The 13143-nt window shown below is 73.3% G+C and carries 16 protein-coding genes and 1 pseudogene; 12 read left to right on the forward strand and 5 right to left on the reverse strand.

Annotated elements, in window-relative coordinates:
- Positions 1-16: 16 nt before the first annotated feature.
- The 4 genes and pseudogenes from KME75_RS00940 to KME75_RS00950 all read left to right on the forward strand — a co-directional run bounded on the left by KME75_RS00940 (position 17) and on the right by KME75_RS00950 (position 1713).
- Complete coding sequence (locus tag KME75_RS00940; RefSeq protein WP_219412566.1) at positions 17-688, forward strand: TetR/AcrR family transcriptional regulator; 672 nt, start codon at positions 17-19, stop codon at positions 686-688.
- 4 nt (positions 689-692) lie between these two features.
- Positions 693-884 (forward strand): annotated as a pseudogene (locus KME75_RS46540) (sigma factor); the annotation flags it as partial.
- A 35-nt stretch (positions 885-919) separates the two neighbouring features.
- Complete coding sequence (locus KME75_RS42450) at positions 920-1267, forward strand: hypothetical protein (protein WP_246631224.1); 348 nt, start codon at positions 920-922, stop codon at positions 1265-1267.
- Positions 1264-1713, forward strand: coding sequence for a carboxymuconolactone decarboxylase family protein (locus KME75_RS00950; RefSeq protein WP_308282479.1), 450 nt, complete (start codon positions 1264-1266; stop codon positions 1711-1713). The genes KME75_RS42450 and KME75_RS00950 overlap by 4 nt, the downstream gene beginning before the upstream one ends.
- A 21-nt stretch (positions 1714-1734) precedes the next feature.
- Here the strand turns inward: KME75_RS00950 and KME75_RS00955 are convergent, their stop codons facing one another.
- Positions 1735-2196, reverse strand: coding sequence for a MarR family winged helix-turn-helix transcriptional regulator (locus KME75_RS00955; RefSeq protein ID WP_219412568.1), 462 nt, complete (start codon positions 2194-2196; stop codon positions 1735-1737).
- Positions 2197-2270: 74 nt separating this feature from the next.
- Between KME75_RS00955 and KME75_RS00960 the strand changes: the two genes are divergently transcribed.
- The 3 genes from KME75_RS00960 (at position 2271) to KME75_RS00970 (ending at position 5694) form a co-directional block, all read left to right on the forward strand.
- The gene (locus tag KME75_RS00960) at positions 2271-3152 is read left to right on the forward strand and encodes a nitroreductase/quinone reductase family protein (protein ID WP_219412569.1); all 882 of its coding nucleotides are present in this window, start codon (positions 2271-2273) and stop codon (positions 3150-3152) included.
- A gap of 77 nt (positions 3153-3229) precedes the next feature.
- Positions 3230-4675 (forward strand): Nramp family divalent metal transporter, encoded by a 1446-nt coding sequence (locus KME75_RS00965; RefSeq protein WP_308282480.1) that lies wholly within the window; start codon positions 3230-3232, stop codon positions 4673-4675.
- Positions 4676-4797: 122 nt separating this feature from the next.
- Positions 4798-5694 (forward strand): bifunctional helix-turn-helix transcriptional regulator/GNAT family N-acetyltransferase, encoded by an 897-nt coding sequence (locus tag KME75_RS00970; protein WP_219412570.1) that lies wholly within the window; start codon positions 4798-4800, stop codon positions 5692-5694.
- Here the strand turns inward: KME75_RS00970 and KME75_RS00975 are convergent.
- On the reverse strand, positions 5636-6880 hold the full coding sequence (locus KME75_RS00975; protein WP_308282481.1) for an MFS transporter: 1245 nt from the start codon (positions 6878-6880) through the stop codon (positions 5636-5638). The two genes, KME75_RS00970 and KME75_RS00975, sit on opposite strands and share 59 nt — an antisense overlap.
- Positions 6881-6938: 58 nt before the next feature.
- On the opposite strand from KME75_RS00975, the gene KME75_RS00980 reads away from it, so the two are divergent.
- The 4 genes from KME75_RS00980 to KME75_RS00995 all read left to right on the forward strand — a co-directional run bounded on the left by KME75_RS00980 (position 6939) and on the right by KME75_RS00995 (position 9899).
- A complete protein-coding gene (locus tag KME75_RS00980; protein WP_219412571.1) occupies positions 6939-7493 on the forward strand; it encodes a CGNR zinc finger domain-containing protein in 555 nt (184 codons plus the stop codon).
- 123 nt (positions 7494-7616) lie between these two features.
- A complete protein-coding gene (locus KME75_RS00985; RefSeq protein WP_219412572.1) occupies positions 7617-8717 on the forward strand; it encodes an acyltransferase family protein in 1101 nt (366 codons plus the stop codon).
- Between the two features lie 84 nt (positions 8718-8801).
- Complete coding sequence (rfbC, locus tag KME75_RS00990; RefSeq protein WP_219412573.1) at positions 8802-9386, forward strand: dTDP-4-dehydrorhamnose 3,5-epimerase; 585 nt, start codon at positions 8802-8804, stop codon at positions 9384-9386.
- A 33-nt stretch (positions 9387-9419) separates the two neighbouring features.
- Positions 9420-9899 (forward strand): type II toxin-antitoxin system Phd/YefM family antitoxin, encoded by a 480-nt coding sequence (locus KME75_RS00995; RefSeq protein WP_219412574.1) that lies wholly within the window; start codon positions 9420-9422, stop codon positions 9897-9899.
- On the opposite strand, the gene KME75_RS01000 is transcribed toward KME75_RS00995, so the two are convergent.
- The 3 genes from KME75_RS01000 to KME75_RS42460 all read right to left on the reverse strand — a co-directional run bounded on the left by KME75_RS01000 (position 9874) and on the right by KME75_RS42460 (position 12283).
- A complete protein-coding gene (locus tag KME75_RS01000) occupies positions 9874-11031 on the reverse strand; it encodes a trans-sulfuration enzyme family protein (RefSeq protein ID WP_308282482.1) in 1158 nt (385 codons plus the stop codon). The genes KME75_RS00995 and KME75_RS01000 overlap by 26 nt on opposite strands.
- Before the next feature lie 70 nt (positions 11032-11101).
- Positions 11102-11539, reverse strand: coding sequence for an MFS transporter (locus KME75_RS42455; RefSeq protein ID WP_246631226.1), 438 nt, complete (start codon positions 11537-11539; stop codon positions 11102-11104).
- A gap of 63 nt (positions 11540-11602) precedes the next feature.
- Entirely contained in the window at positions 11603-12283 is a 681-nt protein-coding gene (locus tag KME75_RS42460; RefSeq protein ID WP_246631227.1) for an MFS transporter, read from the reverse strand.
- 89 nt (positions 12284-12372) lie between these two features.
- Between KME75_RS42460 and KME75_RS01010 the strand changes: the two genes are divergently transcribed.
- Complete coding sequence (locus KME75_RS01010) at positions 12373-12951, forward strand: CGNR zinc finger domain-containing protein (RefSeq protein WP_246631228.1); 579 nt, start codon at positions 12373-12375, stop codon at positions 12949-12951.
- Positions 12952-13143 lie beyond the last annotated feature (192 nt).

The raw sequence follows: 13143 nt of genomic DNA on the forward strand, positions 1-13143 counted from the left end.
TCGGTAGGCTGACGTCATGCCCCGCCCGCGCGATCCGCAGATCGCCACCGCCGTCCTCGAGGCCACCCTCGCGGTGCTCGACGAGTCCGGCTACGCGCGCCTCACGATCGAGGAGGTCGCGCGGCGGGCCGACACCACGAAGCCTGCGATCTACCGACGCTGGCCGGCCCGGCAGCACCTGGTACTGGCCGCGCTCGCCACCCGGCTCGGCACCGCTCCCGTCCCGGACACCGGCTGCACGCTGTGTGACCTGGGCGAGGGGATCGCGGTCTTCGTCGCCGCGTTCCGGCGGATGCGCCCCGACGTGCTGGGGCCGCTGTTCGCCGACTGCGCGGCCACGCCGGAACTGCGCGACGCGTTCCTCACCACGCTGTTCGACCCGCCGCGGGCCGCGGTGGCACAGATGCTCGACCACGCGGTGGCGCGCGGGGACCTGCGCGAGGACATCGACCGCGACCTCGTCCTGGACATGCTCGGGTCGCTCGTGCACTACCGCGCCCTCTTCGGGCATGCCGGCACGACCGCGGCCGAGGTGGGACAGGCCGTGGAGGCGCTCCTCGGTGGGATCGCGGTGGACTATCCGCGACTGGTGGCCCACAGCCGGGAGCTGACCGGCGACCCGCACGGTGTCACATCGCCCGGTGTCACATCGCCCGGTGTCACATCCGGCGGCGCTGCATGGTCCTGAGGGCGTGGATGAGGAGTTCCTCGAGGCGCGCGGCCGCCTGACCGCCGTCGCCTACGGCATCCTCGGCGACCTGGGCGAGGCGGAGGACGTCGTGCAGGAGGCGTGGCTACGCCTGCACCGGACGTCCGACCCGATCGAGTCGGTGACGGGCCGGCTGATGGTCACGACGTCGCGGCTCGCGCTGGACGCGGTGGGCTCGGCCCGCAGGCGCCGGGAACGCTACGTGGGGCCGTGGCTGCCCGAGCCGGTCGTCGCGCCCGCCGCCGCGGCCCCGGACCCCGCGGAGCGGGCGACCCTGGCCGACTCGGTGAGCACGCCCTCCTGGTGGTGCTCGAGGCGCTGTCGCCCGCCGAGCGCACCGCGTTCCTGCTCGGGGTGCGGCGCAAGGGCGCCTCCGTCCACCACCCGGTCGACATCGACGGCGCACCCGGCATCGTCCTCACCCACGGCGGCGCCCTGGTCGGCACCGCGGCCCTCACCGTCACCGACCGCGTGATCAGCGGCATCGACATGGTGGTCAACCCCGCCGAGCCGGCGCGCGCCCGCGCGCTGTTCGAGGAGAAGAAGGAGATCCCGTGACCGCACGCATGGACATCGCCCACACCGCCCCCGAGGCGTACGCGGCGATGCTCGGCCTGGAGAAGTACCTGCACTCCAGCGGCCTGCCGAAGAACACCCTGGAGCTGGTGAAGCTGCGCGCGAGCCAGATCAACGGCTGCGGCTTCTGCGTCGAGATGCACAGCCACGACCTCAAGGCCGACGGCGAGACCGACGAGCGCCTCTTCGCGGTGGTGGCGTGGCGCGAGGCCCCGTTCTTCACCCCCGCCGAGCGGGCCGCGCTGGCCCTCACCGAGGAGGCGACCCGCCTCGGCCCGGAGGGCGTGAGCGACGAGGTGTGGAAGGACGCGACGTCGCACTACGACGAGCCGACGCTGGCCGCACTCGTCACCGCGATCGCCACCATCAACGCCTGGAACCGCTTCGGCGTGACGCTGCGCCTGGTCCCCGGGTCGCACCGCCGGTAGTCCACGCCACGAGAGTCGCACTCATCCCTCGTCGGGGGCCGCGAGCTCCCGTTCGTAGGCCCGGAACGTCTCGACGAACATCCGCCGCTCCGCAGGCGTCAGCGGCTCCAGGACGCGCCGCCACGCGCGTCCGCTCTTCGCGAGCCAGCCGTCGACTGCGGCGCGGTGCTCGTCGGCGATGCTCACGATGACGCGCCGGCGATCGGCGTCGTCCTCGGCGCGCCGGAGAACTCCCTGCCGGCTCAGCTCCCCCACCATCAGGCTGACGGTCGCCGGCGCGACCTCGAGGCGGGCGGCGAGCTCGCTCACCGTGAGCGGCCCGTCGAACACCAGGTAGGCCAGCAGCGACAGGTGCCGCGGGGCCAGGTTGAACGACGCGAGCTGCTCGGGCACCGACATGCGCTTCGCCCGCCCCACCACGCGCGGCATGAGCAGCAGCAGGGCCCGGGCGGCGTGGTCGACGCCGAAGGCGCGCGTTGACATTACTTTGTCCTCCTACTAGCTTTGCTTGCAAAGCAAATGCACCTCACCGGTGCAGCCTAGGGGAGGGCGGGCGGATGGCGCCCGAGCGCGAGCAGTGGGCCCTGGACACCAACCGACGGATCATCGAGGAGTTCCGGGCGGGCGGCGGGCAGGTCGGAGGGCCCTTCGCGGGGGCACCCCTCGTCCTGGTGACCACGATCGGGGCCCGCACCGGCCTCCCCCGCACCAGCCCCGCGATGTACCTCGCCGACGACGACCGGATCCTCGTGTTCGCCTCGAACGCCGGCGCCCCGCAGCATCCGGCCTGGTACCACAACATGGTCGCGAACCCCGAGGTCGTGGTCGAGATCGGCCGCGACGGGGCGGTCGAGACCCGCCGGACGATCGCCACCGTCCTGCAGGGCGCGGAGCGCGACCGGTTCTACGCCCGCCAGGCCGAGCTCGTGCCGGCGTTCGCCGACTACCAGGCCGGCACGTCCCGCCTCATCCCGGTGATCGCCCTCCGACCTGCCCCGCCGGGGGGAGGCGAGGGGCGCGCCGGCGCGGCCGCGCAGCACCTGGCGCAGGTGCACGCCGGCCTGCGCGCCGACCTCGCGGCGTTGCGGGCCCAGGTCGCCGACGGCGCCCCCGACCTGACGCTCGGGCAGGACCTGCTGCGCCACTGCCTCACCTTCTGCGGCGCGATGGAGACCCACCACGGCAGGGAGAACGGTGTGTTCCCCGATCTCGAGCGCCGCTTCCCAGAGCTCGGTCCCGCGCTGGACCGGCTGCGGCGCGAGCACGTCGTGGTGGCAGCCGTCGTCGGCGAGCTGCGGACGCTGACCACGACGACCACAGCCGACCGGACGACCCTGCGCGTCCGGCTCGAGGAGCTCGCGAACGAGCTGGAAACACATTTCGACTACGAGGAAGCGCAACTCGGCCCCGCCCTCGACGCGATCGGAGCCGACCATTGACACCGAGCGATGTGACTGATGCCATAGATCGAATTCCGCACTCGACCGAGTGATGTCGCCGTACCCGAGGAGGGCTCGTGGCACTGAGCGATCGGGACCGCCAGGAATTCGCCGAGCACATCTCGAGCCGACACCTCCCACCGGTCTCGTATCGCGACCTCCCCGAGCCCAAGAGACTGCGACAGATCGCGGGCGCGAGCATCATCATCACCGCCACCGCGATCGGGTCCGGCGAGTTCGTCCTGTGGCCCTACATCACGAGCCAGGTCGGGCTCGTGCTCATGTGGGCCGCCGTCGTCGGGTTCCTCACCCAGTACTTCATCAACATGGAGGTCACGCGGTACACCCTCGCCACCGGCGAGACCGCGGTCACCGGGTTCACGCGGCTGTGGAAGCCGTGGGGCGTCCTGTTCATCCTCATGACGATCCTGCCGAACATCTGGCCGGGCTGGGGCACGGGGGCGGCGACCACGCTCACCTACATCATCGGCGGGGGCAACGTCGTCGCGATCGCGATCGCCGCGCTGGTGGCGATCGGCATCGCCCTCACGCTCTCGCCGGTCGTCTACCAGACCGTGGAGAAGGTCGAGACGGTTCTCGTCGCGCTCATCGCCGTGTTCCTCGTGCTCGTGGTGTCCGTCGCCACCACGGGCGAGGCATGGGGCACGTTCGTCACCGACTTCTCGAACTTCGGGCAGTTCCCGCCGTTCGAGGCGGTGGGCGGCATCGCCGCGCTGCTCGGCGCGATCGCCTTCGCCGGCGCCGGCGGGGCGAATAACCTCGTCCAGAGCAACTGGGTGCGGGACAAGGGCATGGGAATGGGGGTGTACCTGCCCAAGGTCACCTCCCCGTTCACCGGCGAGTCCCACGCCGAACCGGGCACCGGCTACACCTTCCGCGAGACCGAGGACAACATGCGCCGGTGGCGCGGTTGGTGGCGCGTCGCGAACCTCGAACAGTTCTTCACGTTCTTCGTGCTGGGCTGCACGACCCTGATCATCCTGTCCGTGCTCGCCTACTCGACAGTGTTCGGTCAGGCGCTCCCGGAGGACGACTTCGAGTTCATCCTGCTCGAGGGCCAGGTCCTCGGCGACCGGTTCGGCGACTGGTTCTCGATCGCCTTCTGGGCGGCCGGCACCATCGCGCTGTTCTCCACCGAGCTGGGCATTCTCGACTACGTCAGCAGGCTCACCGCCGACACGCTCAAGGTCTCGGTGTTCCCGGGCAGCACGAAGGTGACCGAGAGCCGCATCTACTTCGTGGTCATCTGGTCGATGATCGTGTTCGGCATCGTGATCCTGCTGTCCGGGCTGCAGCAGCCGGTGGCGCTGCTCATCATCGCGGCGTCGCTGGGCGGCGTGGTGATGTTCGTGTACTCGGTGCTGCTGATCCTCATCAACCGCAAGTACCTGCCGAAGTCGATCCGGATCTCCGGCGTCCGGCTCGCGGTCATGATCTGGGCGGTGCTGTTCTACGGCTACTTCTCGGTGCTGCTGGTCGGCGACCAGCTCGGGCTGGTGTAGCCGTCCGTGCTCCGACGGCTGTGGCTGCGCCTGCTGGTGGCGGTGACGCTCTGGATCGTCTTCGTCGCCGCGATGTGGGCGACCGGATTGCTCACCCCCTGACCTCTGACTAAAGTCAGACGATGGACACCGCCGAGCAGGTACCGCGCGTGCGGCGGTTCAACCGCACGGTCACCCAGCGGCTCGGCGTCCTCGAGGACCGGTTCCTCTCCCGCGACCGGCCGCTGGGCCAGGCCCGGCTGCTGTGGGAGATCGGACCCGACGGCAGCGAGGTGCGGGCGCTGCGCTCGCGTCTCGACCTCGACTCCGGCTGCGTGAGCCGGCTCCTGCGCGCCCTCCAGGCCGACGGGCTCGTCGCGGTGGAGGCGGACGCCGCCGACGCGCGGGTGCGGACCGTCCGGCTCACGCCCGCCGGGCACGCCGAGCGGGCCGAGCTCGACCGCCGTTCCGACGACTCCGCCGCCGCGATCCTCGAACCGCTCGACGGCCGTCAGCGTGAACGGCTCGTCGCCGCGATGGCCGAGGTCGAGCGGCTCCTCGGCGCGTCGGCGGTCCGCGTCGGCGTCGTCGACCCCCGCCACCCGGACGCCCGCCACTGCCTGCAGGCGTACTTCGCGGAGCTGGCGCACCGGTTCAGCGAGGGGTTCGACCCGGCGCGGAGCATCCCGGCCGACGACGACGAGCTCACTGCGCCCGCGGGCCTGCTGCTGGTCGCCACGCTGCACGCCGAGCCCGTCGGCTGCGCCGCGCTCAAGCTGCACGCCACGGGCCCGGCGGAGGTGAAGCGCATGTGGGCCTCCCCCGCGGTCCGCGGCACCGGCCTGGGCAGGCGGCTGCTCACCGAGATCGAGTCGCAGGCGAGGACCCACGGCGTGCGCACCCTGCGACTGGAGACCAACCGCGCACTGACCGAGGCGATCGCGCTCTACCGCGCCGCCGGATACCGCGAGGTGGAGGCGTTCAACGCCGAGCCGTACGCCCATCACTGGTTCGAGAAGATCCTCGGTCCCCGCGACTGAGCGCAGGGACCGGCCCGCCCGTCAGCACGAACGTCAGCACGGCGAGGACCTCGAAGCCTGCACCCAGCACCAGGGCACCCGGCAGCGACCACTCCGCGGCCGGGACCGCAACGGCGGCGCCCACCGCGAACCCGCCCAGCTTCACGCCGGCCCCGGTCGTGAAGACCTGGGCACGCAGGTGCGCGGGCGCCTCCCGGTGCCGCACGGCGAACAGCGCCGCGAGCTGTGGCCCGTCGCCCACCCCGGCGACCAGCACCGCAGCGACGAGCAGCGCGGGCACGCCCGTCGCCGCCAGGAACAGGGCAGCGGCCAGCACGAGGGTGCTCGCCCACAGCACGGTGTCCGGTGCCGCCAGGTGCGGGAAGCGGGCCAGCACCGCGTTCGTCACGAGTGCCGCGGCGGCGACACCGGACAGCAGGATCGCGCCGTACGCAGCGGCGCCGAAGACCTCGGCGCCCAGCAGCGGGAGGCACGCCGTGAACAGGCCCACCCCGAGATACGAGACCGTCGAGGTGGCCGTGGCCCTCGCCAGGGGGCCGCGGCGGACGATCGCGCGGACGCCGGCCACCAGATCGGCACGGACCGAGCGCGCTGCTCGTGTCGGGGGCCCGGTGGCCGGGCCCCGCGCGGGCAGGGACAGCGCGGCCGGGAGGGACAGCACGACAAGCCCGACCGCGACGGCCACGCTCGCGGACGCACCGGCGACGAGGGCCACGGCCCCGGCGATCACCGGACCCGCGAGGCCCGCGAGGTCGAACGTCAGCGCGTCGAGCGACGTCGCACGCCGCAGCCCGGAGGCGGGAACGACGCACGGGAGCTGGGCGGCCCACCCACCCGACAGCGCCGACGCGAGCAGCCCGCCCATCACGGCCGGCACGAGCGCCACCGCGAGCGGGAGCGTTCCCAGGCTCACCACGACGGCGGCGAGCGCGGTGGCGTAACCGCCGAGCGCCAGCGCGAGCACCACGCCGGGCCGCCGTGACCGGTCCAGGAGCACGCCGAGCGCCGGCCCGCCGATGGCCGCGGCGATCGTGAGGCCGGCCAGCAGCGACGGCCCGGCGGAGGCCGACCCGGTCGCCGCGAGCCCGGCCAGGACCAGCGCCGGCCGGGCGAGCTCGTCCCCGGTGCGCGCCGCCGTCGCGCCGATGAGGTAGCGCCACAGCGCGCCGCGGTCCTGCAGGTCCACGGGTGCGGACGCTAGCGACGTAACTCAGAAATACACCATAGGCGTTACACTCGCGCCGATGCCTCCCCCTGCGCCCGCACGGGCGACGCCCCACTCGGTCTGGGCCACCGCCCAGCGCACGGCGGCGCTCCTGAACGTGCTGTCGGCCCCCCGGCCGGACGTCGACGAAGTCGGCGACGTGCTGCGGGCACACGGCGAGACCGACCCACTGCACCTCACGGACGCCGACGTGGCCGCGATGCGCGCCGTCGCCGGACGGTTGCGCGCGGTCTTCGCCGCCCACGACCTCGAGGACGTCGTTCGGGCCCTGAACCACCTTCTCGCGGCCTGCCCCGGCCCGATCCGGCTCACCAGCCACGAGGGCGACTCGCCCTGGCACCTCCACCTCGACGGCCACGACGACGCGGAATGGGGCGAGTGGTTCCTCGCGTCGTCGACGCTGGCGCTCGCCGTCCTCGTCGCCGATCGCCAGATCCGTCCCGGCGGGGCGTGCGCGGCGCCCGGCTGCGAGAGCGTCTTCGCCAGCGAGCGCAGCGGGAGCACCCGCCGCTTCTGCTCCCGCCGCTGCGCGACGCGCGACCGGGTCGCCGCCCACCGGCGACGGGCCCGCTGAGCCGCCGTGCCGGCAACCCGCTGTTTCCCTGCAGGTCAGCGTGATCTCAGCGTCCGTTCAGCGACCCCGTCGCATTCTGTGCCCCACCGGGTGAGGTGCGTGCCCGGCGGACGGAAGGACGACATGGCGACCCTGCAGGACCGCTTCGACCCCCGGCGCAACAGCCTGGACCTGCTGCGGCTGTCGTTCGCGCTGCTCGTCGCGGTGGCCCACGGCATCGCCATCCACACCGGCACGCAGCCGGAGTGGGGCCGTTCGACGCTCGGCGACTTCGGCCTCGACGGGTTCTTCATCCTCAGCGGTTTCCTGGTCACCCGCAGCTATCTGACCCTCGCGGCGTTCCCGCGCTACGCCTGGCACCGGTTCCTGCGGATCATGCCCGGCTTCTGGGTCTGCCTGCTGGTCGTCGCGCTCGTCGTCGCCCCGCTCGCCGCGCTGCTGCAGGGGTTGCCCGTCACCGCGCCGTTCACCGGCGACCCGTCGGCGCTGCGCTACCTCGCCGGCAACGCCGCCCTCCTGATCACCCAGTACGACATCGCCGGGATCCTCGCGGAGAACGCGACCACCTACAGCTTCAACGGCTCGCTCTGGACGCTCACCTTCGAGGCGTTCTGCTACGCGATCGTCGCCGCGCTGGGTCTGCTCGGTGTCCTGCGGCGCCGCCGGGTCGTCGTCCCGATCATCACCTCCGTGCTGGCCGTCCTCACGGTCGCGCAGGAAGCGGGCCTGCCGGTCTTCCTCAACGACCGGGTGCTGCGGCTCGTGTTCGTCTTCCTCCTCGGCGCCACGGCGTACCTCTACGCGCACCGCATCCCGATGCGGGCGAGCCTCGCCGCCGTGGCCGCGGCCCTGTTCCTCGTCGGCGTCGCCGCCTTCGACGACTACCGGGTCATCGGTGCCGCGCCGCTGGCCTACGTGTTCCTCTGGCTCGGCACGTGCCTCCCGTGGCACTGGCACATGCGGGCCGACCTGTCCTACGGCCTGTACATCTACCACTGGCCGGTGCTGCAGCTGCTGGTCCTCACCGGCCTCGCGGGCGTGCCCACCCCGGTGTTCGTCGTGACGGGCCTCGCCCTCACCCTCCTGCCCGCGGTGGCCTCCTGGTACCTCGTCGAGAAGCCCGCACTCGGCCACAAGCACAGTCCGGTGCCCGACCGCATCGCCGCCGCCCTCACGCGGCGGGACCCTGGTCCGGACCGGCCGGTGCACTCGGGCCGATCGTGACCGTTCACCACCCTCCGCTGTCGGAACCTCACATGACGTGACGGTAGGGGTCCGGCAGCCGTCGTCGTCCCACTGGAGGAACGCATGCGTGTCCACGAGACCGAGATCCCCGGTGTGCTGCTGTTCGAGCCGGTGCCGCACCGTGACGAGCGCGGTTGGTTCAGCCGCACCTTCGACGCCCGCGCGGCACGGGACGCGGGGGTGGACCCGGCGGCGTTCGTGCAGGACTCGCAGTCGCGGACGGTCCGCGGCGCGCTGCGCGGCCTGCACGGCCGGGTCGGGCACGGTGAGGCCAAGCTCGTGCGGTGCTCGAGCGGCGCGCTGTTCGACGTGGTCGTCGACGCCCGCCCCGACTCCCCGACCTTCGGCAGGCACGAGACGTTCCGGCTCGACGACCGGGACATGCTGAGCGTGTACATCCCGCGCGGCTGCCTGCACGGGTTCCAGGCGCTCACCGAGGTCGCCGACGCGTGCTACCGGATCGACGCCGAGCACGACCCGGCCGAGGACCTCGCCGTGCGGTGGGACGACCCCGACCTGGGAATTGCGTGGCCGCTGCCGGTGTCGGTGCTGAGCGCCAAGGACCGCGGCGCGGGACGGTGGCGCGACCTGGAACGGCTGCTGCGCCGGGCGAGCGCGACAGCGGGAAGCCGGGCGGCCCGCCGATAGCGATCTCGCTATCCCAGCCCTGTCCTCGCCCCAGTGGGCGAGACCATCCGGCAGTCCGAACTCCGCAACAACAACGCAGAGATCATGCGCAGGGTGGCCGAGGGCGAGTCGTTCACGGTTACGGTGCACGGGCGAGCGGTAGCCGACCTGGTACCGCACCAGCGTGCGACCTCCTCAGGGCGTCTCGGATCCGCACGCGAGTTCGACCAGCTCGTCGCCGCCGACGGACCTGGGCCCGACCCCGAGCAGTGGGCCCAGGACATGGCCGATGCCGACGCGCTGTTCGGCGACGACCATCCGTCCGATGTGTGGGAAACGGCCGCCGGCAACCAGGGCAGGTTGGCGCAACCCCCGCGCCCGGCGCCACGACCTGCTGATCGCGGCGACCGCAGAACGTCATGGGCTCAGCCTCGCCACCCGGAACATCGAGGACTTCCGAATGCTGGACCGCGTACTCCATGTGATCGAGGTGCGGTAGCCGCAGCGCCTACCCGTCGGCCCGGATGGTCTTGAGGGCCTGCTCGAGGTCGGCCCACAGCTCGTCGGGCTCCTCGATCCCGACGGCGATGCGGATCGTGTTCGGGCCGATCCCCGCCGCCCGCAGCGCGGCGTCGTCCATGTGCCGGTGCGAGGTGGTGGCCGGGTGCATCACCACGGTCTCCGTCCCGCCGAGTGAGCCGGCGTTCAGCATCACCCGCAGCCTGCGCAGCACCGCGTGGGCCTCCTCCATCCCGCCGGTGACGTCGAAGGCCAGCGTTCCGCCGTACCCGTCGAGCAGACGGGCGGCCACGGGATGGCTCTCGTGGGACGGGAGCCCGGGGTGGTGCACGGCCTCGACGGCCGGGTGCGCGGCGAGCCAGTCCGCGAGCACGGCGGCGGTGGCGCACTGGCGCCGGACCCGCAGCGACAACGTCTTCATGCCCCGCAGGACGAGCCACGATGCGAACGGGTCGGCGATCGCCCCGAGCCGGATCGCCTGGGACCACGCCGCGCGGTGGCGCTCCGCATCGGCGAAGACGGCCACACCCCCGACGACGTCGTGGTGCCCGCCCAGGTACTTCGTGGCGGAGTGGACGACGACGTCGGCGCCGTGGTCGAGCGGCCGGCACAGCAGCGGGGTCGCGAAGGTGTTGTCGACGACGGTGGTCACGCCCGCCGCCTTCGCCACCGCCGTCAGCGCGGGCAGGTCGGGCACGAAGCCCGTGGGGTTGGCTATCGTCTCCAGGTACAGCAGCCGCGTCGTCGGCCGCAGTGCCGCCCGCAGCTCCTCCGGATCATCCCCGCGCACGTGGTCGACCTCGACCCCCCAGCGCTCCGCGAGATCCGTGAGCACGCCGACGGTGCCGCCGTAGAGCGCCCGCTGGGCGAGCACGTGGTCGCCCTGGCGCAGCGTGGCGAGCAGCACGGCGTTGATCGCGGCCATCCCGGCGTTCGTGGCCAGTGCGGCGGCGCCGCCCTCCAGCTCGGCGATCGCCTCCTCGAACGCGCGCACGGTGGGGTTGCTGTAGCCGCTGTAGGCGAAGGCCCCGTCGGGGCCGGTCATCGCCGCGGCGAGCGCGGCGGGGTCGTCGAAGGCAAAGATCGCGGTCTGGTAGATCGGGACGGCGACGGGCCGGCCGGCCACGGCCTCGGGTTGCTGGGTCACGCGTCCAGTCTGGGTGCAGCGGTCCGCGCACCACAGATCCAATCCGCCGGGAGTGGCCTCGTCCCGACCGCTACCGGTCCCGTCCCAGCCTCCCGATCACGACGGCCTGCACGGCCGCGGCCGTGAGCAGGACACCGATCGCGGCCGGGAAGCCGCCGGTCAGGTCGATCAGCACGCCCATCAGCAGCGGGCCGAGGCCGGCGACCGTGTAGCCGACGCCGAGGGCCAGCCCGCTCGTCGCGGCCCCCGCCGGGCCGTCCGGGCTGCGCCAGGCGACGAGGGTGAGCCCGAGGGGGAAGCCCGCGCCGGACCCGAGCCCGATCACCGCCGCCCACAGCCACGGCCCGCCCGGAGCTGCCATCGGCGCGAGCAGGGCGCCCGCGGTCCCGACCGCCACGCAGGCGAGCGCCAGGGCCGACCAGAACCGCCACCGCCTGCGGCGTTCGGCCAGTGCCGGGAACAGCAGGGCCGAGGGGATCTGCGTGAGGCTCCAGGTGGCGAGCAGCAACCCGGCTGCCCCCGGGTCGGCCCCGAGGTGCGCGAAGTACGGCGCCAGCCACGTCAGCCAGCCCTACACGAGCAGCGAGGCGGCGGCCTGGTGGACCGCGGCGAGGCGGGCGAACCCGTCGCGCCAGGGCAGGGCCGCTCGGGGCTCGGCCTCGGCCGCACGCGGTAGCCGCCGGACGATCCCCGCCCATGCGGCCGCGGCGATCGCGGCGGGCACGGCCCACGCGGCCAGCGACAGCGACCAGCCCCCGAGCACGACGGCCAGCGGGACGGCGAGGGCGCTCGACAGGGTCGACCCGACGGCCATCGCGACGACGTAGCCGCCGGTGACCGCCCCCGCCCGGCTCGCGAGGTGCTCCTTGACCACGCCGGTGAGCAGTACGCCCGCGACGCCGATCCCGAACCCGACCACGAGGCTGCCGGCGACCAGCGGCCCGAGCGCGGCGATCCCGCGCAGCGCGCTGCCCAGCGCGACCAGCCCGACCGCCGCCACGAGTGCGCGCTCCCGGCCGAAGCGGGATCCGACCGCGGACCCGGCGAACGGCCCCGCGGCCATCATCAGCACCGCGCCCGTCTGCACGAGCCCCGCCGCGCCCGCCGAGAACCCCAGCGCCGACCGGACGCCCTCCAGCAGCGGTGGGTAGCCGGCCAGCGCGGCCCGAAGGTTGAGCGCCAGCGCGAGCAGGCCGAGCAGCAGCGCGGCTGCGCTCACGCGCGGCCGGGCGAGGGTCGGGGTCCCGGACACGATCGGCACCTCGCGATCGGTCGACGACACGGATAAAATGCTCCTACACCGCTTACGGTAAGCGAGGTTGGTAAGGCGTGCAAGTTAGCTTGGACGATTACAGCTGGGGCGCGGCCGTCGCGACGGACCTCGTGAACACCGCCCCGGAGGTGCAGGTCACCCGCGGGGAGCAGCTCCCGGACGGGGCTGCCCTCGCGGCGTTCCTCGCCGAGCACGACGTGCACCCCGACGCGCTCGCCGACCGGCCGGCCACGGCCGCGGACGTCGCCGCGGTGCACCGGCTGCGCGCCGACCTGCGCACACTGATCGAGTCACCGGATCCCGCGGACGCCGCTGCGCGGGCGGGTCGGCTCAGCGCGGCGGCGGGCGGGGGGCCGTTCCTCCAGATGGCTCCGGGCGGGCGCTGGCACTGGCACGTGTGCTCCCGCGGTGGGGGTGCGGCCGAGGAGCTCGCGCTGCTCACGGCGACCGCGCTGCAGGGCGTGCTGCGCACCCTCGGGCACGACCGCTTCCGGCAGTGCGCCGCACCCGACTGCACCGGGGTGTTCGTCGACACCAGCCGCGCGGGACGCAGGCGCTACTGCGTTCCCGAGGTGTGCGGCAACCGCATCAACGTGGCCAACCACCGGGCGCGGCGCCGGGCGGCGCCCCCGGACCAGCGCGCCTGAGCGGGTCGGTCGGAGCGACGGTCGCGGCGCCCGCGGCGTAGCATGCGGGCCGCACGCGCACGCCGGGATAACGTCGTGGCGTGACGTCCCTGCTGCTGTCCCGCCGAGACTTGGACTTCCTGCTCCACGAGTGGCTCGACGCGGAGTCGCTCCTGGTGCGGCCGCGGTTCGCCGAGCACTCCCGCGGGACGT

This window comes from Pseudonocardia nigra (assembly GCF_019396355.1).
GTDB classification, from domain to species: domain Bacteria; phylum Actinomycetota; class Actinomycetes; order Mycobacteriales; family Pseudonocardiaceae; genus Pseudonocardia; species Pseudonocardia nigra.

Coding starts and splice junctions, on each gene's coding strand:
- KME75_RS00955 (WP_219412568.1), bottom strand. CDS start 2,196: ATGTCAACGCGCGCCTTCGGCGTCGACCACGCCGCCCGGGCCCTGCTG.
- KME75_RS00970 (WP_219412570.1), top strand. CDS start 4,798: ATGGACACCGCCGAGCAGGTACCGCGCGTGCGGCGGTTCAACCGCACG.
- rfbC (WP_219412573.1), top strand. CDS start 8,802: ATGCGTGTCCACGAGACCGAGATCCCCGGTGTGCTGCTGTTCGAGCCG.
- KME75_RS00940 (WP_219412566.1), top strand. CDS start 17: ATGCCCCGCCCGCGCGATCCGCAGATCGCCACCGCCGTCCTCGAGGCC.
- KME75_RS00985 (WP_219412572.1), top strand. CDS start 7,617: ATGGCGACCCTGCAGGACCGCTTCGACCCCCGGCGCAACAGCCTGGAC.
- KME75_RS00980 (WP_219412571.1), top strand. CDS start 6,939: ATGCCTCCCCCTGCGCCCGCACGGGCGACGCCCCACTCGGTCTGGGCC.
- KME75_RS00960 (WP_219412569.1), top strand. CDS start 2,271: ATGGCGCCCGAGCGCGAGCAGTGGGCCCTGGACACCAACCGACGGATC.